Origin of the sequence: Streptomyces sp. WMMB 714, assembly GCF_900090125.1 — a bacterium.
Taxonomy (GTDB): Bacteria; Actinomycetota; Actinomycetes; order Streptomycetales; family Streptomycetaceae; genus Streptomyces; species Streptomyces daqingensis.
The window spans coordinates 52,375-72,318 of the sequence record NZ_FMHJ01000013.1; the positions used below are offsets into that span (position 1 = coordinate 52,375).

Consider the following 19,944-nt stretch of genomic DNA (forward strand, 5'->3'; position numbering starts at 1 on the left):
CGTTCGCGGCGCGGGCGGCTTCGGCGGGCCCGCCGGGCTCACGCGTCCAGCAGCGCTCCGCGGTGCCAGACACGCGAGACGAGCGGGACACCGGGACGGTAGGCGAGGTGCACGTGCGAGGGCGCGTCGAGCAGCACGAGGTCCGCGCGTGCGCCCGGGGCGACGCGGCCGACGTCCGTACGCCGCAGCGCGCGTGCGCCGCCCGCCGTCGCCGCCCAGACGGCCTCGTCGGGGGTCATGCCCATCTCCCGTACGGCGACCGCCACGCAGAACGGCATCGACGAGGTGAAGGACGACCCCGGGTTGCAGTCCGTGGACAACGCGACCGTCACGCCGGCGTCCAGCAGGCGGCGGGCGTCGGGGTACTCGGCACGGGTGGAGAACTCGCAGCCGGGGAGCAGCGTCGCGACCGTGCCGGCGGACTGGCCGAGCGCGTCCACGTCCGCGTCGCTCAGGTGCGTGCAGTGGTCGGCCGACGCGGCGCCCAGTTCCACGGCGAGCTGGACGCCGGGGCCGTAGGAGAGCTGGTTGGCGTGGACCCGCGGCGTCAGCCCCTTCGCCTGTCCGGCGGTGAGGATCGCGCGGGCCTGGTCGCCGTCGAACGCGCCCTTCTCGCAGAAGACGTCCACCCAACGGGCGTACGGGGCGCAGGCGTCCAGCATGGGTCCCGTCACGAGGTCGACGTAGGCGGCCGGGTCGTCGGCGTACTCGGGGGCGACGATGTGCGCGCCCAGATAGGTCACCTCGTCGGTCTGGCGTGCCGCCACCCGCAGCGCGCGGGACTCCTGCTCGGGGGTGAGGCCGTAGCCGGACTTGGTCTCCATGGTCGTGGTGCCCTGGCGCCGCGCCTCCGCGAGGTAGCGCGCCAGGTTCTCCGCCAGCTCCGTGTCGCTCGCCTCCCGCGTCGCGGCGACGGTGGTGCGGATGCCGCCCGCGCTGTAAGGGCGTCCGGACATGCGGGCGTTGAACTCCTCTGTGCGGTCGCCGCCGAAGAGGAGGTGCGAGTGGGAGTCGACGAATCCGGGGAGCGCGGCCCGGCCCTGCGCGTCGTGGCGCCGGTCGGCCGCGGGCGCCGCGGAGGCGGGCCCGGCCCATGCGACGTGCTCGCCGTCGAGGACGACGGCCGCGTCCTGGACGAGGCCCAGCGGCCCCTCGCCGAGGGCGGGGTCGTTGGTCACCAGCGTGCTGATGCCGGTGACGAGGGTGCTGGTCATCTCTCGGGTCCTCCCGGTGGTCGTAGGGGCGCCCCGCCGGCCCGTTCCGGGCGTACGGGCGGCGCGGCCAGGGGGTGTCTCAAAGTAGCGTCGTTCCGGCCGAAGGCCGCGGGCCGCGGGCCAGAAGGGGCTTGAGACGCCCCTAGCCGAGCGCGCCGATGGCCTCGGCCAGTGCTCGGGGCACGTCGGGCACCGCCGTGTGGCTGCCGTCGCGGACGATGTGGCGGCCGCCGACGACGGTGTGCCGTACGTCCGCCGCGGTCGCCGCGAAGACAGCGGTCTCGGCGGCGGTCCGTGCGATCGCCCCCGCCGTGCGTACGGAGTCCAGCGCGACCGTGGTGAAGTCGGCGAGCATTCCCGCCTCCAGGCGCCCGGACTCGGGCCAGCCCAGGGCCTCGTGCCCCTGCTCGGTCGCCGCGCGCAGCAGCTGGGCCGCGGTCCAGTGCCCGCGAGTACGGGCGCGGAGCCTCTCGTTCAGCTCCATCGCGCGCATCTCCTCCAGCAGGTCGACGACGGCGTGGCTGTCGCTGCCCAGCGACAGCGTGGCCCCCGCCCGCTCCAGCCGGGGGGCCGGGCCGATGCCGTCGGCGAGGTCGCGTTCGGTGGTGGGGCACATGCACACCCCCGTCGAGGCGCCGCCGAGCAGGGCGATGTCTCCGTCCGTGAGGTGCGTGGCGTGGACCGCCGTCGTGCGGCGTGAGAGCACCCCGTGATCGGCGAGGAGACGGGTGGGGGTGCGGCCGTGCACCTCCTGGCAGGCGTCGTTCTCGGCCGTCTGCTCCGAGAGGTGCACGTGCAGGGGCGCCGAGCGTGTCCGGGCCCACTCGGCCACCGTGCCCAGCTCCCTCGCGGGGACGGCCCGCACGGAGTGGATCGCGGCGCCCGCGCGGACGTGGTCCGCGTCGGCCCGCAGGCCGCCCGCGCGCTCCGCCCACGCGTCGGCCGTCCCGTCGGAGAACCGCAGCTGGGGGCGCGTGGGCGGCTCGCCCGCGCCGTGGCGGCCGATGCCGGACGCCAGGTACGCCGTGTCCAGCAGGGTGATGCGGATGCCGGCGTCGGCCGCCGCCGCGATGAGCGCGTGGCCCATGGCGTTGGGGTCGTCGTAGCGCTCCCCGCCGGGTGCGTGGTGCAGGTAGTGGAACTCGCCGACGCAGGTGATACCCGCCAGGGCCATCTCCGCGTAGACGGCGCGGGCCAGGGCGTAGTAGGAGTCGGGCGTCAGCTCGGAGGCGACCCGGTACACCGTCTCGCGCCACGTCCAGAAGGTGCCCGACCCCACCTGCACGGTGCCGCGCAGCGCCCGGTGGAAGGCGTGCGAGTGCGCGTTCGCCAGTCCGGGGAGGGTGAGCCCGCGCAGCGGTTCGGCGTCCTGCGGGGGCGCGTCGAGGGCCGTGCGCACTTCGGTGATCTTGCCGTCGGCGCCCGTGTGCAGGACGACGCCCGACTCGACGAGGCCGTTGAGCCAGGCGTACTCGCACCAGTAGGTCCGCCCTGCCTGCTGCGTCGCGGGCGTCATCGGCATGCCAGCTCCTCCAGTACGTCGGCGAGCGCGTCGACCCCGGCCTCGCAGTCGTCCTCCTCGGCGAACTCGGCGGGCGAGTGGGAGACGCCGGTGGGGTTGCGCACGTACAGCATCGCCGTCGGGACGGAGGCGGAGAGGATGCCGGCGTCGTGGCCCGCGCCGGTCGGGAGCAGCGGGGCGCCGTCCAGGCGCTGCGCGAGGCGGTCCCGCAGGTCGTGGGCGAACTCCACGACAGGGGTGCGGGATTCGCGCGTCACGTCCACTTGCACGCCGTCGCGGCGCCCGCGCTCGGCGGCCGCGTCCTCCACCGCGGCGACGACGGCGGCCAGGGTGTCCTCGTCCGCCGCGCGGGAGTCGAGCCAGCCGCGCACCAGTCCGGGGACGGCGTTGACGCCGTTGGGCTCGACGGCCACCTTGCCGAACGTGGCGAGCGCCCCCGTGAGCAGGGCCTTCTCGCGTGCCGCGAGGACCGTGGCCGCGTAGGTCAGCATCGGGTCGCGGCGGTCCTCGATGCGGGTCGTGCCCGCGTGGTTGGCCTCGCCGCGGAAGTCGAAGCGCCAGCGCCCGTGCGGCCAGATCGCCGACGCGACGCCGACGGGACGTCCGCGCGTGCCCGTGGACGCGGTGTCCGCGCCGAGGCGGGCGAGCGCCGCCGGATCGGCGAGGGCGCGGCCCTGTTCGATGTGGAGTTCGACGAACGCGCCGATGCGGGCCATGCGCTCGGGGTCGGGGCCGATGGCGTCGGGGTCGTGTCCTGCCCGTTCCATGGCCTGCGGGAGGGTGGTTCCGTCCGCGTCCGTCAGGGCGTGCGCCTTCTTCTGGCTGAGGCCGCCCGAGCTGAGCCGGGACCCGACGCAGGCGAGCCCGAAGCGTGCGCCCTCCTCGTCGGTGAAGTTGACGATGCCGACGGGAGCGGTGAACGCCGCGTGGCCCGCCCGGAGCCGGTCGAGCGCCGCGAAGGCGGAGACGACGCCGAGCGGCCCGTCGAAGGCGCCGCCGTCCGGGACGGAGTCGAGGTGGGAGCCGGTGACGACGGCGTTGCCGAGGGCGATGTCCTCCGGGGTGGCGACGCCCAGCCACGCCCACTGGTTGCCGTTGCGGTCCAGTTCGTAGGCCAGGCCGCGGCTCTCGGCCTGGGCGCGGAACCAGGCCCGGCAGTCGGTGTCCGCACCGGTCCAGGCGTAGCGGCGGTAGCCGCCGCTGCCCTTGTCGCGTCCGATGGAGGCCAGATCGCGCCACATCTCGTGGAACGACGGCGGACGCGGCTCGGCTTCCGCCGCCGGCGCCGCGTCCCGCAGCCGCGGTACGGGCCTGCCCACCACCGACCCGCCCCCGGTGCGTCCGGCGGGGCCGCCGGACGCACCCTGGACGTCCTGGCTCTCGTCGTGCTGCTGCGGTGAGGTCACGCGGTCTCGCCTTCCCGCATCGGCACGCGTACGCCCTTCTCGGCGGCGATCTCCTCCGCACGCTCGTATCCGGCGTCCACATGCCGCACGACGCCCATGCCGGGGTCGTTCGTCAGGACGCGGCGCAGCTTCTCCCCGGCGAGCTCCGTGCCGTCCGCGACGGTGACCTGGCCGGCGTGGATCGACCGGCCCATGCCGACGCCGCCTCCGTGGTGGACGGAGACCCAGGTGGCCCCGGACGAGACGTTGACCATGGCGTTGAGCAGCGGCCAGTCGGCGATCGCGTCGGAGCCGTCGAGCATGGCCTCGGTCTCGCGGTAGGGCGAGGCCACGGACCCGCAGTCGAGGTGGTCCCGGCCGAGGACGAGGGGTGCGGAGAGCTCGCCGCTCGCCACCATGTCGTTGAAGCGCTCGCCGGCGCGGTCGCGCTCGCCGTAGCCGAGCCAGCAGATGCGGGCGGGCAGGCCCTGGTAGTGGACGCGTTCGCCGGCGAGGCGCAGCCAGCGCGAGAGCGACTCGTTCTCCGGGAAGAGGTCGAGCAGGGCCCGGTCGGTGGCGGCGATGTCCCTGGGGTCGCCGGACAGGGCGGCCCACCGGAAGGGGCCCCTGCCCTCGCAGAAGAGCGGCCGGATGTAGGCGGGCACGAAGCCGGGGAAGTCGAACGCCCGCCCGTAGCCGTGGAGTTGTGCCTCCCCGCGGATGGAGTTGCCGTAGTCGAAGACCTCGGCGCCCGCGTCCATGAAGCCGACCATGGCTTCCACCTGCCGGGCCATCGACTCCCGCGCGCGCAGGGTGAAGTCGGCGGGCTTGTCCGCCGCGTACGCGGCCATGTCGTCGAAGTCGACCCCGGCGGGCAGGTAGGACAGCGGGTCGTGCGCGCTCGTCTGGTCGGTGACGATGTCGATCGGCGCGCCCCTGCGCAGCAGTTCGGGGACGACGTCCGCCGCGTTGCCGAGCAGGCCGATCGACAGTGCCCGGCGCTCGTCCCGCGCGCGGGTGGCCAACTCCAGGGCGTGGTCGAGGGAATGGGCGCGCACGTCCAGGTAGCCGTGGTCGATGCGGCGCTCGATGCGGGTCGGGTCGCACTCGACGCAGATCACGACGCCGTCGTTCATCGTCACGGCGAGCGGCTGGGCGCCGCCCATGCCGCCGAGGCCGGCCGTCAGCGTGATCGTCCCGGCGAGGGTGCCGCCGAAGCGCTTGGCGGCGACCGCGGCGAACGTCTCGTAGGTCCCCTGGAGGATTCCCTGCGTCCCGATGTAGATCCACGAACCGGCCGTCATCTGCCCGTACATGGTCAGGCCGAGGGCGTCGAGGCGGCGGAACTCCTCCCAGTTGGCCCAGTCGCCCACGAGGTTGGAGTTGGCGAGCAGTACGCGCGGAGCCCACTCGTGCGTCCGCATCACGCCGACGGGGCGGCCGGACTGGACGAGCATCGTCTCGTCGTCGCCGAGGGTGCGGAGCGTGCGCACCATCGCGTCGAAGGACGGCCAGTCACGTGCCGCCTTGCCCGTGCCGCCGTAGACGACGAGCTTGTCGGGGTGCTCGGCGACCTCGGGGTCGAGGTTGTTCTGCAGCATGCGAAGGGCGGCTTCCTGCTGCCAGCCCCGAGCGCTGAGTTCGGTGCCGCGCGGCGCCCGTACGGGTCGCGGTCCAGACATGTGCCCTGCCTCCCAGCTGTGCACCCGACTTCAATTATTCACCAACTCTACGGAGTGAATAGACCTAGTCAACACCGTGAAGTGGTCTATACCGCTCCCCGGCCGAACGTGTTTGGCTTGTTCCATGCACCACTCCACCGACACCCACAGCGACTCCGCCGCGTCCGCCCGCCGCGACCTGGCCGTGCGGGCGGCCGTCGACCAGGGACTCGTCACCGACGACGACCGGCCCGTCGCCGCGCTCCTCGACGTGCGGGCCATACGGGAGACCGCGGCAGCCCTGCGCGACGCCTTCACCGAAGTGGCCGCTCCCGGCCAGAACGTCCTGCACACCTTCGCCGTGAAGGCCGCCTCCCTGGTCCCCGTACTGCGGCTGCTGGACGAGGAGGGCATCGGCTGCGAGGTCGCGAGCCCGGGAGAGCTGGCGCTGGCCCGTGCCGCCGGCGTCCCGGCCGACCGGACGGTCCTGGACTCCCCCGCCAAGACCGTCGCCGAACTGCGCGAGGCACTCGCCCTCGGCATCGCCCTCAACGCCGACAACCCGCAGGAACTCGCCCGGCTCGACGCCCTCGTCACACCCGGCGGGCCCCCGTCCTCGCCCGTGGGACTGCGCGTCAACCCCCAGATCGGCGAGGGCTCCATCGGGGCCATGAGCACCGCGACCGCCACCTCGAAGTTCGGCGTCGCCCTCCGCGACCCCGGAGCGCGCGACTGGGTCGTCGACGCCTACCGCCGGCGCCCCTGGCTGACCCGGCTGCACTCGCACATCGGCTCGCAGGGCATACCCCTGGAGCTGATGGCGGAGGGGGCCCGCGCCACCTACGACCTCGCCGAGGAGATCAACGCCGCCGCCGGACGGCAGCAGATCGACACCCTCGACCTGGGCGGCGGCCTGCCCGTCAACTTCTCCTCCGACGAGTTCACGCCGACCCACCGCGAGTACGCGCAGCTCCTCGCCCGTACCGTGCCCGGGCTCTTCGACGGCCGCTACGGCATCGTCACCGAGTTCGGCCGCTCCCTGACGGCGAAGGCGGGCACAGTCCTCGCCCGGGTGGAGTACGCCAAGTCGGCGGGCGGCAGGCCCATCGCCGTCACCCATGCGGGCGCACAGATCGCCGTGCGCACCGTCTTCACGCCCGACGCCTGGCCGCTGCGCGTCGCCGCCTACGACGCCAAGGGGCTGCCGAAGCGGGGCGACGCCGTCGCGCAGGACGTCGCGGGGCCCTGCTGCTTCGCGGGCGACCTCGTGGCGCGCGACCGGCTCCTTCCGCGGCTGGAGGAGGGCGACCACGCCGCGCTCCTGGACACCGGCGCGTACTACTTCTCCAACCCGTTCGGCTACAACTCGCTTCCCCGGCCCGGGGTCTACGGCTTCACCGTGGGCGCGGGCGAGGAGGTCGACTTCACCACCGTGCGCGAACCGCAGTCGCTGGACGACATCGTCGACGAGTCCGGCGGGGCGCTCCGCGACGCGCTGCGGTCCACGGACTGACACAGCCCGGCGGCGAGTTCACGGAGCAGCCCGAGCCCGGCGGCGACGGCGGGATGGCCGTCGCTGCCGCGCCGCGTGACGCTGACCAGCCGCCTCGACGGAGCCGACTCCAACGGGGTGCGCACGACGTCGAGTTCGGGAGGCAGCACGGCCAGCCGCGGCACCAGCGCGATTCCCAGACCGTGGGAGACGAACGTGGCGGCGACGCTCCACTCCCGGGCCTCGTGGGCGATGGACGGGACGAACCCCGCGCTGCGGCAGGCCGACATCACGAGCTGGCGCGCGGTGCAACTGCTGCCGGGCATGGCCAGGACCCACTTCTCGGTGGCGAGGTCCTCCAGCGGGACCGCGGGCCGCCCGGCGAGCGCGTGGCCGGGAGAGGTGAGCAGGTCGAACGGGTCGTCCAGCAGCCGTCGCTGGTCGAAGCGCCGGTCGCTCGACGGGGGGTTGTCCGGCGTCGCCTCGACGACGGCCAGGTCGGTGTCGTCCGCGAACAGCAGGGAGAAGCACTCCAGCGGCTCGGCCTCCCTCACCTGGACGGTCAGCGCGGGCCACGTGCCATGCAGGCGTACGGCCAGCGGAGCGAGGAGGGCGGAGGCGGCGGTCGGGAACCCCGCCACCCGCAGGGTCCCGCTCGGCTCCCCGGTACCCGCGCAGTGCACCTCGGCCTCGGCGCGCTGCCACAACTCCTGTATGGCGTCGGCATGCTGGAGCAGGACGCGCGCCGCCGGAGTCAGCCGCACCCGGCGGCCCTGCGGCTCCAGCAGTGCGACTCCCAACTCCCGGCCCAGCGACCGGACTTGCTGGGAGACCGCCGAGGGGGTCAGATGCACCGCCGCCGCAGCGGCGGTCACGGTGCCGTACTGCGCGACGGCCCGCAGGACGGTCAGGCGGCGCAAATCAATCATGTAGCCGTTGTACACGTTTTATTGAAGAAATCGAACCTGGACCTGCACGGTTTCGGCCGGGCAACCTTGACCCATGTCTCACTGCCCGTACTGCGGCTGGCCCGACGACCAGCCCGCCCAGGACCTCTCCCTGCACCCCACCGCTGAAGGCGCCGTCGTCTGGACCCGTTGCGGCTGCGGCTCGCTCCAGGCCCGGGTCCTCACCTCGGGGTGCGTGCGGATCGTGACCCGCGGACGCCCGCCCGCCTGACGGCCACCCCCAAGGAACTCCCGCAGCGGAACCGGACCGCGGACGGAACGCAGCCGCAGGGGGTCGCGCCGGCGGCGGACCGGTACCGCAGGGAGGGACGGGGTCGGAGCGGTGGTCGTTCCGGGACGCCTCTCAGACCCGGCCCTCTCAGACCCGGCCCTCTCAGGCCCGGCCCTCTCGGACCCCGCCCCCTCACGCGCCGCCCCAGACCTCCTCCGCCGTCTCCACGATCAGCGCCAGCTTCGCCTTCTGGTCGTCGACGGTGAGGTTGTTGCCCTCCAGGGTCGAGGAGAAGCCGCACTGCGGCGACAGGCAGAGCTGGTCGAGGTCGACGAAGCGGGACGCCTCGTCGATGCGGCGCTTCAGCGCGTCCTTGTCCTCCAGCTCCGGCCGCTTGCTGGTGACGAGCCCGAGGACGACCTGCTTGCCCTTCGGCACGTACCGCAGCGGCTCGAACCCGCCGGACCGCTCGTCGTCGTACTCCAGGAAGAAGCCGTCGACGTCCAGCCCTCCGAAGAGCGCCTCGGCGACGAAGTCGTACCCGCCGGAGGCGACCCACGAGGAGGCGAAGTTGCCGCGGCACATGTGGGTGGTGACGCGCAGGTCACCCGGCCGGTCCGCGAGCGCCCGGTTGATGTTGGCGATGTAGGTCTCGTGCTGGTGCTCCGGATCGCCGCCGATCTCCGCGACGTGACGCCGCTGCTCGGGGTCGTTGAGGTAGGCGAGGCTGGTGTCGTCGAGCTGGAGGTAGCGGCAGCCCAGCTCGTACACCCCGCGCACCTGGGCCGCGTACGCCGCGGTCAGGTCCTCCCAGAAGGCATCCATGCCCGGGTAGACGCTCTCGTCGATGGCGGCGCGCCCGCCCCGGTAGTGGACCATGCTCGGCGAGGGGATGGTCAGCTTCGGCGTGACGCCCTCGGAGACGGTGTCGCGGAGGAAGGCGAACGCGTCCCCGAAGATCGTCTCCTCCAGCCGTACGCGGCTGTCCACGTGGGCCGAGGGCGGGGCGAACTCGATGTCCCCGTCCTCGTTGTGGAACTGGACGCGCAGGTTCTCGTCCATGACCTTGTTCACGCCGCCGAGCGCGTAGATGAAGTCCATGTGCCAGGACTGGCGCCGGAACTCACCGTCGGTCGCGCCCCGCAGCCCGGCCTCGCGCTGAAGCCGCACGACCTCGCGCACCGCCTCGTCCTCGGCCGCCCGCAGCCCGGCGGCGTCCAGCTTCCCGGCGGCGTGGTCCTCCCGCGCGGCCTTCAGCGCGGCGGGGCGCAGCAGGCTTCCCACGTGGTCGGCCCGGAACGGGGGCAGCGTGCGGGGGCCGGACGGGACCGGCGGGGTCGGGGGTGTCGTCGGCTCTGGCGTCATGAGGCCACCTCTCCTCGGGTACGGGGAGCCACCCTGCTCCGGAACCGTCCACTCCTCAACCACCGCTTCCGGTATCCGGAAGCGGTGGTCCGCGATCGCCGGCCCCGGGTGCGGGCCCGGGGTGCAGGGCCCGGGCGCGTCCCGTGTCAACGACGGGCGGCCTGCGGGCCGAACCGCCACCGGGTCTGCGCGTAGTCGCCCTTGCGGAAACCGAACGCCTTCACCGGGGCGACCTCGTAGACCAGCGCCTGCGCCCCGTCCGCGTGGTGGAACGCCCCGTCCCGGGCCTCGAAGCGCCACTCCTCGCCGTACTTCTCCACCCAGGCATCGGCCAGGCGGCGCAGCTTCGCTCCGTCCGTCACCCGGACCGCCTCGCCCTCCACGACGAGATCGGTCCCGTCGTCGGTGGAGTCGTTGCCCGTGGTCAGCACGCAGTGCGGATTCGCCGCCAGGTTGCGGGACTTGCGCTCGTCCTCGCCCGTGCAGAAGTGCAGTGCGCCGTCGAGCCACACCGCCAGCAGCGGCGTGACGTGGGGCCGGCCGTCCGGGCGGACCGTCGAGAGCCAGTAGACGCCCGCGCGGGCGAGGAGGCCGCGGGCCGTCCCCCACTCGGTCGGCGCCGCGCCCGGCGCGCTGAAGCGGGGATCCAAATCGGTCGTCGGCAGCTGTTCGGTCGTCATGCGGATCTCCTCGTCGTCGACGTGACGGAACGGCCCCCGCGGGGCGGTGCGTTCGGACGCGGGGGCGCGCGTGGGGGCGCCAACGGTCCTGACAGCGCCCGCGGGAGGGACCACGTGACGGAACGGAAATCATCGGAGGCACTAACGATCACTGGGATGGGAAGCTAGTGCGCATGCCGGACACACGAGACGCGACAGCGACCCCGGGCCCCTCCGGGGAGACCCCCCTCCACCGCGCGATCGGCCCGAAGCTGCTGGTCCTCTTCATCATCGGCGACATCCTCGGTACCGGCATCTACGCCACCACCGGCAGCGTCGCGGGCAAGATCGGCGGGGCGCTGTGGCTCCCGTTCGTCATCGGATTCGCGGTGGCGCTGCTGACGGCGGCCTCGTACGCGGAACTGGTGGGCAAGTACCCGCGCGCCGCCGGGGCCGCCCTCTACACGCAGCGCGCCTTCAACGTGCCGTTCCTGACGTTCATCGTGGCGTTCATGGTGATGTGCTCGGGCCTGTCCTCGGCCAGCGCCGCCGCCCGGGCGTTCGCGGGCGACTACCTGGGCGAACTCGTGGACGTGCCCCCCACTCTCATCGCGATCCTCTTCGTCCTCGCGCTGGCCGCGCTCAACCTGCGCGGCGTCTCCGAGTCGGTGAAGACCAACGTCGTGCTCACCGTCATCGAGCTGACGGGCCTGCTGATCATCATCTCCATCGGCGTGTACGCGGTCTTCGCGGGCGAGGGCGACCCCGGCCGGCTGACGCAGATCGACACGGCGGGCGGTACCGGTTACGCCGTGCTGACGGGCGTGATGGGGGCGACCGCCCTGGGCTTCTTCGCCTTCGTCGGCTTCGAGGACTCCGTCAACATGGCGGAGGAGACCGTCGACCCCTCACGGACCTTCCCGAAGGCGCTGTTCATCGGCGTGTGCGTCACCGGCACGATCTACGTGCTCGTGGCGCTGGTCTCCTCGCTGCTGGTCGACTTCCGGGTGCTGGAGGGCTCCAGCGGGCCGCTGCTGGAGGTCGTCAAGGCGGGAGGCGTGAGCTTCCCGCCCGAACTCTTCGCCGTCATCGCCCTGTTCGCCGTCAGCAACTCCGCCCTGATCAACATCATGATGGCTTCGCGGCTGTGCTACGGGATGGCCAACGAGCGCATCCTTCCCCGCTTCATGGGGAAGGTCCTGCCGGTGCGGCGCACGCCCGTCGTGGGCATCGTCTTCGTCTCGCTCCTCGCCGTGGTCCTCGTCTCCACCGGAGAGATCGAAGGGCTGGGCGACACCACGTCGTTCCTGCTGCTGTGCGTCTTCGCCATCGTCAACGTCGCGGTGCTGGTGCTGCGCCGGGACCGGGTGGAGCACGAGCACTTCCGCACGCCCACGGCCCTGCCCGTCGTCGGTGCGATCGCCGCCGGCCTCCTGGCCAGCCCCCTGGCCGACCGCGAGACAGACGTCTACGTGCGGGCGGGCGTGCTGGTGCTTCTCGGCATCGTGCTGTGGGCCGTCAACAGGATCGCGCTCGGAGCGGCCGCCCGGCGCCGATGAGTTCGCGCCCCGCGCGCGGTCCGTACCGGTGGCATGAAGGACCGTCACCTGTGGAGGACTCATGGCAGCCCAGGGCAGCCTGCTCGGCGCCGGCATCCTGCTGAGCAGCACCGACCGGGACCGGCTCGTCGCCTGGTACCGCTCCGCTCTCGAACCGCTCGGCGCCGCTGGGAGGAGCACCTGCTGGCGGTCGGGGACGACACGTACATCGGCTTCGACGGGCGGGACGACCTCGCCGGAAGGTCCGCCGAGCCCGGACGGCACATGATCAACTTCATGGTGCGCGACATCCGGGCCGTGGAGCGGCACCTGAACTCCCTCGGCGTGCGCTGGGTGCGTCCCGTGGAGGCGGGCGGCGACGGATTCTGGTCCACGGTCGAGGATCCGGACGGCAACTACGTCCAGTTCATCCAGCTGCGGGACGGACAGGGCTGACCGCGGGGGCGCGGGTGGCGCGGGGCGGCGGGACAGCGATGGAGGGCGGCACGGCGATGGCCGAGACGGAACTGCTGGAGCGGGCGCTGGGGTACACGCTGTGCGCGCTGCGGCCGGTCACCTTCCAGACGCTCAACCGTCCGACGCCGTGCCGCGGTTGGGACCTGGAGACGCTGCTGTGGCACACCGACGACTCGCTGTGCGCGCTGCGCGAGGGGATCGAGGACGGGTACGTGGGGGTGCCGCCGCGGGCGGAGGCGGTAGCGCAGGCTGACGTGGAGGCGGCGGCCGGAGCCGACGGGGAGGCGGGGACGCAGGTGAGCGCGGAGCCGCGTGCGCCCGGAGCCGGAACCGCCCCGGCGACGGCAGGGGTCCGTGCGGACTCCGTCCCCCGCCCGTCCCTTCCGCCCGACGGCGAGCGGCACCGCGGGGACGATCCGGCGGCGACGGTGCGGGCCACGGCGTCGCGGCTGCTCGGCGCCTGGGTGACCGCCCGCCCGGACCAGGTGCTGTCCGTCGCCGATCTGCCGCTCACCGCCGCGGCCGTCGCCCGGGCCGGCGCGCTGGAGATCGCGGTGCACGGCTGGGACATCGCACGCGCGACGGGCCTGCCCAGGCCCGTCCCCGCCGCCCTGGCGAACGAACTGCTGCGCACGGCACGACAGTTGGTGCCGTCTCCGGCGTTGCGCTTCCCGCTCTTCGGTCCCCCGCTGACGGTTCCGGCGGAGGCCGATCCGAGTGACCGCCTCGTCGCGTTCCTGGGGCGCGACCCGGCCTGGGACGCCGGAGGCCTGCGGCGCGGGTCCGCGCGCCGGCCGGCGCCCCCTCCCGGTGAGGCGTCCGGGCGCCCGCCGCTCACTCCATGAACAGCCCGCGTTCCACCGCTCGCGCGTCGAAGTCCTCGAGCCGCGCCTGCGCCTGCGGCAGCCCGTCGCACATCGCCTCGAGCAGCACCCGGCCCAGCAGCATCGGCGCGCAGGCCGTGTCGAACACCAGGCCTGTCCCGACCGCTGCCGGAAGCAGCAGATCGTCCGGGTGCGCGACGGGTGCGAACGCGCTGTCGGCGACGGTGATGATCCGCAGCCCCGCGTCACGGGCATACGAGAGCGCATCGGCGACCTCCCTCGGGTGACGCGGCAGTGCGAAGCAGAGCAGCACCTGCGCCCCGGCGCGCACGCATCCGTCGATGCGGTCGGCGAGCATGCTGCCGCCCTCGTCCAGGAGCCGCACGTCCGGGTGGACCTTCGCCGCGAAGTAGGCGAAGCCGCGGGCCTGTGCCGACGCCGCCCGCAGGCCGAGGACCGGAAGGGTGGGTGTGGCCGCGAGCATGCTGCCCGCACGTTCCACGGGGGCGGGGTCGGCGAGCAGCGCGGCGAGGTGCCGCAGGTTGTCGATCTCCGCCCGGACGGCCTGCTGATAGGCGTTGCAGGGTTCGCCCGCACCCCCGTCCCCGCTGCCGGACCGGGCGTCGGCCGCCTCCGGCGCCGTCTCCCGCAGATGCCTGCGCAGCGCCGGGTAGCCGTCGAAGCCGAGCGCCACGGCGAAGCGCGTCACGGAGGGCTGGCTCACGCCCGCCAGCTCCGCCAGTTCGACGCTGGAGAGGAACGGCGCGTCCCCGGCCTGCCGCACCATGCAGTGCGCGATGCGGCGCTGGGTCGGCGTGAGTCGCCGCCCCTCGAAGAGCTTCAGCAACCGCGCACTGGCGCTGCTCATCCCGTCCTCCTGCCCGATGCGCTCCTGCTCGGGGCGCTTCTGCTCGTCGTGCGTGGCGGCACCGGCAGCGGACCGGGAACGGAACCCCTGCTACCCGGCTCTTGACAACTATTCACCACGGCACGACTGTGCATGACTATATGCAGTCGGGCAAGGGACTCCGGATGATCAGCTGCGGCGACGCCGTCCTGCGGCGCACGCCCGTACCCCGCCCGCCGCCGGATCGCCTCCGGCCTTCCCGCGCCGTTACGCGCCCGGGCAGCCGCGGTCCCCCCGGCACCGGTTGCCACCGCTCACCAGCGACTCCGGCCATGAACGGAAAGGCAGGGCAAGCCCGATGGCCACTTCTCTCGTAGAACGCCGATCCATCGACGTCGTTCCCGACGACGAGCGGCACGGCACCGCGTTCAGCCAGTTCACTCTGTGGCTGGGCGCCAATCTGCAGATCACCGCGGTGATCACCGGCGCTCTCGCCGTCGTCTTCGGCGCGGGCGCCTTCTGGGCCGTTGCCGGGCTGGCGCTCGGCAACGTGCTGGGCGGTGCGGTGATGGCCCTGCACTCCACTCAGGGCCCGCAGCTCGGGCTTCCCCAGATGATCTCCTCCAGGGCCCAGTTCGGGGTGCGGGGAGCGATCGTCCCCCTGGCGCTCGTCATCGTGATGTACATCGGGTTCTTCGCGAGCGGCACCGTGCTCGCGGGTCAGGCCGTCGGCGAACTCACCGGTCTGGGCGAGACGCCGGGGATCGTCGTCTTCGCCGTCGTCACCGGCGTCGGTGCCGCCGTCGGGTACCGCCTCATCCACGTGCTGGGACGTGTCACCTCCCTGATCTGCGCGGCGGCCTTCGTGTACCTGGGCGTGCGGCTCCTCCAGCGGGCCGAGTTGGGCGCCCTGCTGGCCGACCGCTCCTTCGAGCTCCCCGTCTTCCTGCTGGCGGTGGCGCTGGCGGCGTCCTGGCAGCTCGCCTACGGCCCCTACGTCGCCGACTACTCCCGCTACCTGCCGCGCAGCGCCTCGCCGCGCGCCACCTTCTGGTGGACTCTCGGCGGCACCGCGCTCGGCTCCCAGTGGTCGATGACGTTCGGCGCGCTGGCGGCGGCAGCGGCCGGCGGGAGCTTCGTCGGGCACGAGGTGGAGTACGTCGTCGGCCTGGGCGGCACCGGACTCGTCGCCGCCGCCCTGTACTTCGTGATCGCGCTGGGCAAGCTGACCATCAACGTGCTGAACACCTACGGCGGTTTCATGTCGATGGTGACGAGCGTCAGCGGCTTCCGCGGGCAGGCCGTGCTCTCGCAGGCCGGGCGGGCGGCCTACATCGGCGGGATCATGGTGGCGGGCGCGGCCGTCGCCCTGCTGGGCAAGGACTCCTTCCTCACCTCGTTCAAGGACTTCCTGCTCTTCCTGCTGACGGCCTTCACCCCCTGGTCGGCGATCAACCTCGTCGACTACTACCTGATCGCCAGGGAGCGCTACGACCTCCCGGCGCTCAGCGACCCGGCCGGCCGCTACGGAGCCTGGCGCTGGAAGGCGCTGGCGGTCTACGTCATCGGGCTCCTCGCCCAACTCCCTTTCCTCGTCACGCACTTCTACACCGGTCCCCTGGTGGCGAAGCTGGCCGGGGCGGACATCTCGTGGATCGTCGGACTGGCCGTACCGGCCCTGCTCTACTGGCTGCTCGCACGCGGCGACACCGGGCACGTCCCGGACCGCACGATCCTCTCGCCCGCCGCCGACGCGCCCCCGGGCCGGGAGCGGCAGCCGGCGAACCCGTAGGGCCAGCCGTGCAGGAGGGGCCTTCCGCAGGCCCATACGGGGGCTAGCACCACTGCCCGCGGCGGCGGGGAAGCGTAACGTCCGGCTTATGAACGCCCGCGACCCCGAGTTGGCACGAGAACTCGACGCGACTCTCCAGACCCGCAGAGAGCTCGGCCCGGAGTACGAGGAAGAGCTGATCGCCTCGTTCCTGGAGAAGTTCGACAAGCGCCTGGAGACCGTGGTGGACAAACGGACGCGCCGCGCCATGGCCGAGCAGCAGATGGTCGTGGCCCGCGGCGGCGAGCGCACGCACACCGGCACCGGACCGTCCTCGCCTCCGGAGGGCATGGGCCCCCGGCTGCTGGGCGTCGCCTCGCTGGTGCTGGCCGTCCCCCTCTCGGCGATCGCCGCGGTCAACACGGGGCTGCCCGGACTGCTGGTGTGCTGGGGAGGGATCGTCGCCGTCAACGCGGTGCAGGCGCAGCGGCCCTGGTTCGGCCTCGGACGGTCCGGCGAGTCCCGCAAGGACGGCGACTGGGACTGACCCGCCCAGCGGGCCGCGCGGGCGGTACAGCGGCCGGCACGTGCCCCAAGTGCCCCACCGCGCACGGGCGTTCACCGGGCGGCGTCCGCAACGGCCGCGACGGCACCCGCAGTCGGCGCGACGGGCGGACGGCGAACGGGCGAAGGCCGGGACAGGCGCGAAGGCGGGGGCCGCCGCACCCCGGTGCGTGCACCGGGGCGGGACGACGGGCGGCCCCCGCCGGGATGCGCACCGGCGGGAACCGGTCGCGCCCGGGGCGCCTGGGGGCCGGGAGCCGCTCCGGAGTGTCCCCGGCGCCGATACGACCACTCTGCGGGAGCAGTGTTAACCGTTCTTTTCAGCACCGTGACACTTGCGGATCACTTCAAGCGCCTGCCCGCCCCGCGCCCCCACCCCTCCGCTGTCACCGCCGCGCTGTCACCGCAGTCACCACGGCCACCCCGGCCACCGCGGTCACTTCTTCGCGCCGCTCGCGAGGTACGCCAGCAGGTCCTGCCTGCTGACGACGCCCACGGGCTTGCCGTCCGCCAACACCACCGCGGCGTCCGCGCCTTCGAGCACGGGCATCAGGTCCTCCACGGACTCGCCGGAACCGACGTGCGGCAGCGGACCGCTCATGTGCTTGTCCAGCCGGTCCCCGAGCGACGCCCTCTGCGCGAACAGGGCGTCCAGAAGCTCCCGTTCGACGACGGAGCCCACCACCTCGGCCGCCATCACGTCCGGGTGCCCGGCGCCCGGCTTGACCACCGGCATCTGCGAGACCCCGTACTCCCGCAGCACCTCGATCGCCTCGCCGACGGTCTCGTCGGGATGCATGTGGACGAGGGACGGGATGGGCCCCTCCTTGTGGCGCAGGACGTCTCCGACGCGTACGAGGGTGGCCTCGCCCTCCGACAGGAAGCCGTAGTCGTTCATCCACTCGTCGTTGAAGATCTTGCTGAGGTAGCCGCGCCCGCCGTCCGGCAGCAGCACGACGACCACGTCGTCCGGGCCCAGCCTGCGGGCGACTTCCAGCGCGCCGACGACGGCCATGCCGCAGGAACCGCCGACGAGCAGCCCCTCCTCCTTGGCCAGACGGCGCGTCATCTGGAAGGAGTCCTTGTCGGAGACGGCGACGATCTCGTCGGCCACACCGCGGTCGTAGGCGTCGGGCCAGAAGTCCTCACCGACGCCCTCCACGAGGTAGGGACGGCCCGAACCGCCGCTGTAGACCGAACCCTCCGGGTCCGCGCCGACGATCCGCACGCGGCCCTCGCTGATCTCCTTGAGATAGCGGCCCGTTCCGGAGATCGTGCCGCCGGTGCCGATGCCCGCGACGAAGTGGGTGACGCGCCCGTCCGTCTGCTGCCACAGCTCCGGCCCGGTCGTCTCGTAGTGCGAGCGCGGGTTGTTGGGGTTGCTGTACTGGTCGGGCTTCCACGCGTCGGGCGTCTCGCGTACGAGCCTGTCCGAGACGTTGTAGTAGGAGTCGGGGTGCTCGGGGTCGACGGCCGTCGGGCAGACCACGACCTCGGCGCCGTACGCCCGCAGCACGTTGATCTTGTCCGTGGAGACCTTGTCAGGGCACACGAACAAGCAGCGGTACCCCTTCTGCTGGGCCACGATGGCAAGCCCCACACCGGTGTTGCCGGAGGTGGGCTCGACGATGGTGCCGCCCGGGCGCAGTTCGCCCGAGGCCTCCGCCGCCTCGATCATCCGCAGCGCGATCCGGTCCTTCACCGAACCGCCGGGATTGAAGTACTCGACCTTCGCCAGAACGGTGGCACGGATACCCTCCGTGACGTTGTTCAGCTTGATCAGCGGGGTGTTGCCGACAAGGTCGATCATGGACTCGTGATACTGCACCGTGGTCTCCGCGTGTCCGTGGGCAGCGTCGTTGCTTACCCGTACCGTCACCATATTGCGCAACACGCGCACACCGGAGGCCCGTTGCGAAGGTTGCAGAGGGGGCCTCACGGGGCAACACAGTGTTAGGAGCGCTCAGCCCGCACGTCACAGGACGCGCACCGGGCGCTCACAGCGACTACCCATCCAGGGTGCCCCTTCATGCACCTGAGCACCATCCGCACCTGGATTCGGCGGTACGGGCACGACCGGCGCGGCCGCACGGACCGCCGGAACACAGCTCACACGTGACGCACGCGCACCACCGCACACGCACCATCTACGACGCACCACCCAGCACGTACGACCCATCCGTACGACCAGCGGCACCGAGCACGAGACCGACGACGAAGCACGGCACACCACGGATCACGCACCACGAATCATCCACCACGCAGAAGGCGCACCACGCACCAGGCCCCGGGCAGGCAGGGACGACCACGCACCACGCACTCCGTCCAGGGCGCCGGAACCACCAGCCGGGAGGCGGACCAGAGAAATGCCGATGTCGAAGGCGGCGAGCGCAAGAGTGGCAAGGCGGATCGCGACCGCGGCCGCATACGGGGGCGGCGGACTCAGTCTGCTGGGCGGCGCGGCGGTCGGACTGCTGTTCACCGAGGCACAGCTCGCCAAGCGCAAGATCGGTGGTTCGGACGACGAACCACCGCCCGCCGACGGGCTCTACGGGTCCGCGTTCGCCGGCCAGCAGCACGGCCGGCGGATCCGTCTGGGCTTCCTCGGCGACTCGACCGCCGCCGGCCAGGGCGTGCACCGCCCCCGGCAGACGCCGGGCGCCCTGCTCGCCTCCGCGCTCGCGGCGGTGGCGGAACGCCCCGTGGAGCTGCGCAACGTGGCGCTGCCGGGGGCCCAGTCCGACGATCTGGAACGGCAGGTGACGCTGCTGCTCAGCGAGCACGAACTCGACATGGCGCCGGACGTGTGCGTCATCATGATCGGCGCCAACGACGTGACGCACCGGATGCCGCCGTCCCGAGCGGTGCGGCTGCTGTCCGACGCCGTCGCGAGGCTGCGCACCGCCGGATGCGAGGTGGTCGTCGGCACCTGTCCTGATCTCGGCTCCATCGAGCCGGTCGGGCAGCCGCTGCGCTGGGTGGCCAGGCGGCTGAGCCGTCAGCTCGCCGCAGCGCAGACCATCGCCGTCGTCGAGGAGGGCGGCCGTACGGTCTCGCTCGGCGACCTGCTGGGACCGGAGTTCGCGGCGCACCCGCGGGAGCTCTTCGGCCCCGACAACTACCACCCCTCGGCCGAGGGTTACGCCACGGCGGCCATGGCCGTCCTGCCGACGCTGTGCGCGGCGCTGGGCCTGTGGCCCACCGAGGACGAGCGTCCGGACGCGGCGCGGCGCGAGAGCATCCTGCCGGTCGCGCGCGCGGCGGCCGAGGCCGTCGCGGAGGGCGGCACGGAGGTCACCGGTGTGCGCGGCCCCTGGGCGCTGCTCAAGCACCGGCGCAGGCGCCGGCTGCCGCCCGCCGAGGACGTCACGGCCCCCCGCGAGGAAGCGGTCTAGTGCTGTGGCCGGGAAGGTTTGCCGGGAAGCTCGCGGCGTCCGGTGCGGTGC

The 19,944-nt window shown here is 72.9% G+C and carries 17 protein-coding genes and 1 pseudogene; 9 read left to right on the forward strand and 9 right to left on the reverse strand.

Translation table 11 applies throughout. The features are described 5' to 3' along the window. Positions 1 to 38 precede the first annotated feature (38 nt). The 4 genes from hutI to hutU all read right to left on the reverse strand — a co-directional run bounded on the left by hutI (position 39) and on the right by hutU (position 5,803). Positions 39 to 1,214 carry an imidazolonepropionase gene (hutI, locus tag H181DRAFT_RS22040; RefSeq protein ID WP_045861906.1) on the reverse strand — a complete coding sequence of 392 codons (1,176 nt, stop codon included), beginning with the start codon at positions 1,212 to 1,214 and terminating at the stop codon, positions 39 to 41. A gap of 142 nt (positions 1,215 to 1,356) precedes the next feature. Then, complete coding sequence (locus tag H181DRAFT_RS22045) at positions 1,357 to 2,736, reverse strand: formimidoylglutamate deiminase (protein WP_045861907.1); 1,380 nt, start codon at positions 2,734 to 2,736, stop codon at positions 1,357 to 1,359. Then, positions 2,727 to 3,977, reverse strand: coding sequence for an allantoate amidohydrolase (locus H181DRAFT_RS22050; RefSeq protein WP_045862039.1), 1,251 nt, complete (start codon positions 3,975 to 3,977; stop codon positions 2,727 to 2,729). Before H181DRAFT_RS22050 ends, H181DRAFT_RS22045 begins: the two co-directional genes overlap by 10 nt. A gap of 161 nt (positions 3,978 to 4,138) precedes the next feature. After that, on the reverse strand, positions 4,139 to 5,803 hold the full coding sequence (hutU, locus tag H181DRAFT_RS22055) for a urocanate hydratase (RefSeq protein ID WP_045861908.1): 1,665 nt from the start codon (positions 5,801 to 5,803) through the stop codon (positions 4,139 to 4,141). 124 nt (positions 5,804 to 5,927) lie between these two features. On the opposite strand from hutU, the gene H181DRAFT_RS22060 reads away from it, so the two are divergent. Next, a complete protein-coding gene (locus H181DRAFT_RS22060) occupies positions 5,928 to 7,295 on the forward strand; it encodes a type III PLP-dependent enzyme domain-containing protein (RefSeq protein WP_045861909.1) in 1,368 nt (455 codons plus the stop codon). A gap of 11 nt (positions 7,296 to 7,306) precedes the next feature. Here the strand turns inward: H181DRAFT_RS22060 and H181DRAFT_RS30040 are convergent. After that, a pseudogene (locus H181DRAFT_RS30040) lies at positions 7,307 to 8,203 on the reverse strand (LysR family transcriptional regulator); the annotation flags it as partial. A gap of 73 nt (positions 8,204 to 8,276) precedes the next feature. Between H181DRAFT_RS30040 and H181DRAFT_RS29540 the strand changes: the two are divergent. Continuing rightward, positions 8,277 to 8,453, forward strand: a complete 177-nt coding sequence (locus H181DRAFT_RS29540) for a hypothetical protein (protein ID WP_175439815.1) — start codon at positions 8,277 to 8,279, stop codon at positions 8,451 to 8,453. A 192-nt stretch (positions 8,454 to 8,645) separates the two neighbouring features. Here H181DRAFT_RS29540 and H181DRAFT_RS22070 read toward each other — a convergent pair whose 3' ends face one another. Both H181DRAFT_RS22070 and H181DRAFT_RS22075 read right to left on the reverse strand, forming a co-directional pair. Beyond that, positions 8,646 to 9,818 carry a 5-methyltetrahydropteroyltriglutamate--homocysteine S-methyltransferase gene (locus H181DRAFT_RS22070; protein ID WP_045861911.1) on the reverse strand — a complete coding sequence of 391 codons (1,173 nt, stop codon included), beginning with the start codon at positions 9,816 to 9,818 and terminating at the stop codon, positions 8,646 to 8,648. 146 nt (positions 9,819 to 9,964) lie between these two features. Beyond that, positions 9,965 to 10,498 carry a pyridoxamine 5'-phosphate oxidase family protein gene (locus tag H181DRAFT_RS22075; RefSeq protein ID WP_045861912.1) on the reverse strand — a complete coding sequence of 178 codons (534 nt, stop codon included), beginning with the start codon at positions 10,496 to 10,498 and terminating at the stop codon, positions 9,965 to 9,967. A 173-nt stretch (positions 10,499 to 10,671) separates the two neighbouring features. Here H181DRAFT_RS22075 and H181DRAFT_RS22080 point away from each other — a divergent pair, with 173 nt between their 5' ends. The 4 genes from H181DRAFT_RS22080 to H181DRAFT_RS22090 all read left to right on the forward strand — a co-directional run bounded on the left by H181DRAFT_RS22080 (position 10,672) and on the right by H181DRAFT_RS22090 (position 13,337). Next, the gene (locus H181DRAFT_RS22080) at positions 10,672 to 12,036 is read left to right on the forward strand and encodes an APC family permease (protein WP_045861913.1); all 1,365 of its coding nucleotides are present in this window, start codon (positions 10,672 to 10,674) and stop codon (positions 12,034 to 12,036) included. A 61-nt stretch (positions 12,037 to 12,097) separates the two neighbouring features. Beyond that, the gene (locus tag H181DRAFT_RS30260) at positions 12,098 to 12,304 is read left to right on the forward strand and encodes a hypothetical protein (RefSeq protein ID WP_368073284.1); all 207 of its coding nucleotides are present in this window, start codon (positions 12,098 to 12,100) and stop codon (positions 12,302 to 12,304) included. Between the two features lie 8 nt (positions 12,305 to 12,312). Continuing rightward, complete coding sequence (locus tag H181DRAFT_RS30265; RefSeq protein WP_368073285.1) at positions 12,313 to 12,471, forward strand: VOC family protein; 159 nt, start codon at positions 12,313 to 12,315, stop codon at positions 12,469 to 12,471. A 56-nt stretch (positions 12,472 to 12,527) separates the two neighbouring features. Continuing rightward, complete coding sequence (locus H181DRAFT_RS22090; protein ID WP_158715401.1) at positions 12,528 to 13,337, forward strand: DinB family protein; 810 nt, start codon at positions 12,528 to 12,530, stop codon at positions 13,335 to 13,337. Here H181DRAFT_RS22090 and H181DRAFT_RS22095 read toward each other — a convergent pair. After that, positions 13,327 to 14,184 (reverse strand): MurR/RpiR family transcriptional regulator, encoded by an 858-nt coding sequence (locus H181DRAFT_RS22095; RefSeq protein WP_045861914.1) that lies wholly within the window; start codon positions 14,182 to 14,184, stop codon positions 13,327 to 13,329. The genes H181DRAFT_RS22090 and H181DRAFT_RS22095 overlap by 11 nt on opposite strands. A gap of 337 nt (positions 14,185 to 14,521) precedes the next feature. On the opposite strand from H181DRAFT_RS22095, the gene H181DRAFT_RS22100 reads away from it, so the two are divergent. Together H181DRAFT_RS22100 and H181DRAFT_RS22105 are read left to right on the forward strand one after the other, a co-directional pair. Next, complete coding sequence (locus tag H181DRAFT_RS22100; RefSeq protein WP_045861915.1) at positions 14,522 to 15,955, forward strand: purine-cytosine permease family protein; 1,434 nt, start codon at positions 14,522 to 14,524, stop codon at positions 15,953 to 15,955. Between the two features lie 88 nt (positions 15,956 to 16,043). Next, complete coding sequence (locus tag H181DRAFT_RS22105; RefSeq protein WP_045861916.1) at positions 16,044 to 16,481, forward strand: hypothetical protein; 438 nt, start codon at positions 16,044 to 16,046, stop codon at positions 16,479 to 16,481. Between the two features lie 453 nt (positions 16,482 to 16,934). Here the strand turns inward: H181DRAFT_RS22105 and H181DRAFT_RS22110 are convergent, their stop codons facing one another. Further along, entirely contained in the window at positions 16,935 to 18,326 is a 1,392-nt protein-coding gene (locus H181DRAFT_RS22110; RefSeq protein WP_045861917.1) for a cystathionine beta-synthase, read from the reverse strand. Between the two features lie 538 nt (positions 18,327 to 18,864). Between H181DRAFT_RS22110 and H181DRAFT_RS22115 the strand changes: the two genes are divergently transcribed. Continuing rightward, the gene (locus H181DRAFT_RS22115) at positions 18,865 to 19,893 is read left to right on the forward strand and encodes an SGNH/GDSL hydrolase family protein (protein WP_045861918.1); all 1,029 of its coding nucleotides are present in this window, start codon (positions 18,865 to 18,867) and stop codon (positions 19,891 to 19,893) included. Positions 19,894 to 19,944: the final 51 nt, after the last annotated feature.

Excerpts from the sequence above, each read along its gene's own strand:
- H181DRAFT_RS22100 (WP_045861915.1), top strand. The coding sequence starts at position 14,522 with ATGGCCACTTCTCTCGTAGAACGCCGATCCATCGACGTCGTTCCCGAC.
- H181DRAFT_RS22090 (WP_158715401.1), top strand. The coding sequence starts at position 12,528 with ATGGCCGAGACGGAACTGCTGGAGCGGGCGCTGGGGTACACGCTGTGC.
- H181DRAFT_RS22070 (WP_045861911.1), bottom strand. The coding sequence starts at position 9,818 with ATGACGCCAGAGCCGACGACACCCCCGACCCCGCCGGTCCCGTCCGGC.
- H181DRAFT_RS22060 (WP_045861909.1), top strand. The coding sequence starts at position 5,928 with ATGCACCACTCCACCGACACCCACAGCGACTCCGCCGCGTCCGCCCGC.
- hutI (WP_045861906.1), bottom strand. The coding sequence starts at position 1,214 with ATGACCAGCACCCTCGTCACCGGCATCAGCACGCTGGTGACCAACGAC.
- H181DRAFT_RS29540 (WP_175439815.1), top strand. The coding sequence starts at position 8,277 with ATGTCTCACTGCCCGTACTGCGGCTGGCCCGACGACCAGCCCGCCCAG.
- H181DRAFT_RS22080 (WP_045861913.1), top strand. The coding sequence starts at position 10,672 with ATGCCGGACACACGAGACGCGACAGCGACCCCGGGCCCCTCCGGGGAG.
- H181DRAFT_RS22115 (WP_045861918.1), top strand. The coding sequence starts at position 18,865 with ATGCCGATGTCGAAGGCGGCGAGCGCAAGAGTGGCAAGGCGGATCGCG.
- H181DRAFT_RS22050 (WP_045862039.1), bottom strand. The coding sequence starts at position 3,977 with ATGTGGCGCGATCTGGCCTCCATCGGACGCGACAAGGGCAGCGGCGGC.
- hutU (WP_045861908.1), bottom strand. The coding sequence starts at position 5,803 with ATGTCTGGACCGCGACCCGTACGGGCGCCGCGCGGCACCGAACTCAGC.
- H181DRAFT_RS22105 (WP_045861916.1), top strand. The coding sequence starts at position 16,044 with ATGAACGCCCGCGACCCCGAGTTGGCACGAGAACTCGACGCGACTCTC.
- H181DRAFT_RS30265 (WP_368073285.1), top strand. The coding sequence starts at position 12,313 with ATGGTGCGCGACATCCGGGCCGTGGAGCGGCACCTGAACTCCCTCGGC.
- H181DRAFT_RS22075 (WP_045861912.1), bottom strand. The coding sequence starts at position 10,498 with ATGACGACCGAACAGCTGCCGACGACCGATTTGGATCCCCGCTTCAGC.
- H181DRAFT_RS22095 (WP_045861914.1), bottom strand. The coding sequence starts at position 14,184 with ATGAGCAGCGCCAGTGCGCGGTTGCTGAAGCTCTTCGAGGGGCGGCGA.
- H181DRAFT_RS22045 (WP_045861907.1), bottom strand. The coding sequence starts at position 2,736 with ATGCCGATGACGCCCGCGACGCAGCAGGCAGGGCGGACCTACTGGTGC.
- H181DRAFT_RS30260 (WP_368073284.1), top strand. The coding sequence starts at position 12,098 with ATGGCAGCCCAGGGCAGCCTGCTCGGCGCCGGCATCCTGCTGAGCAGC.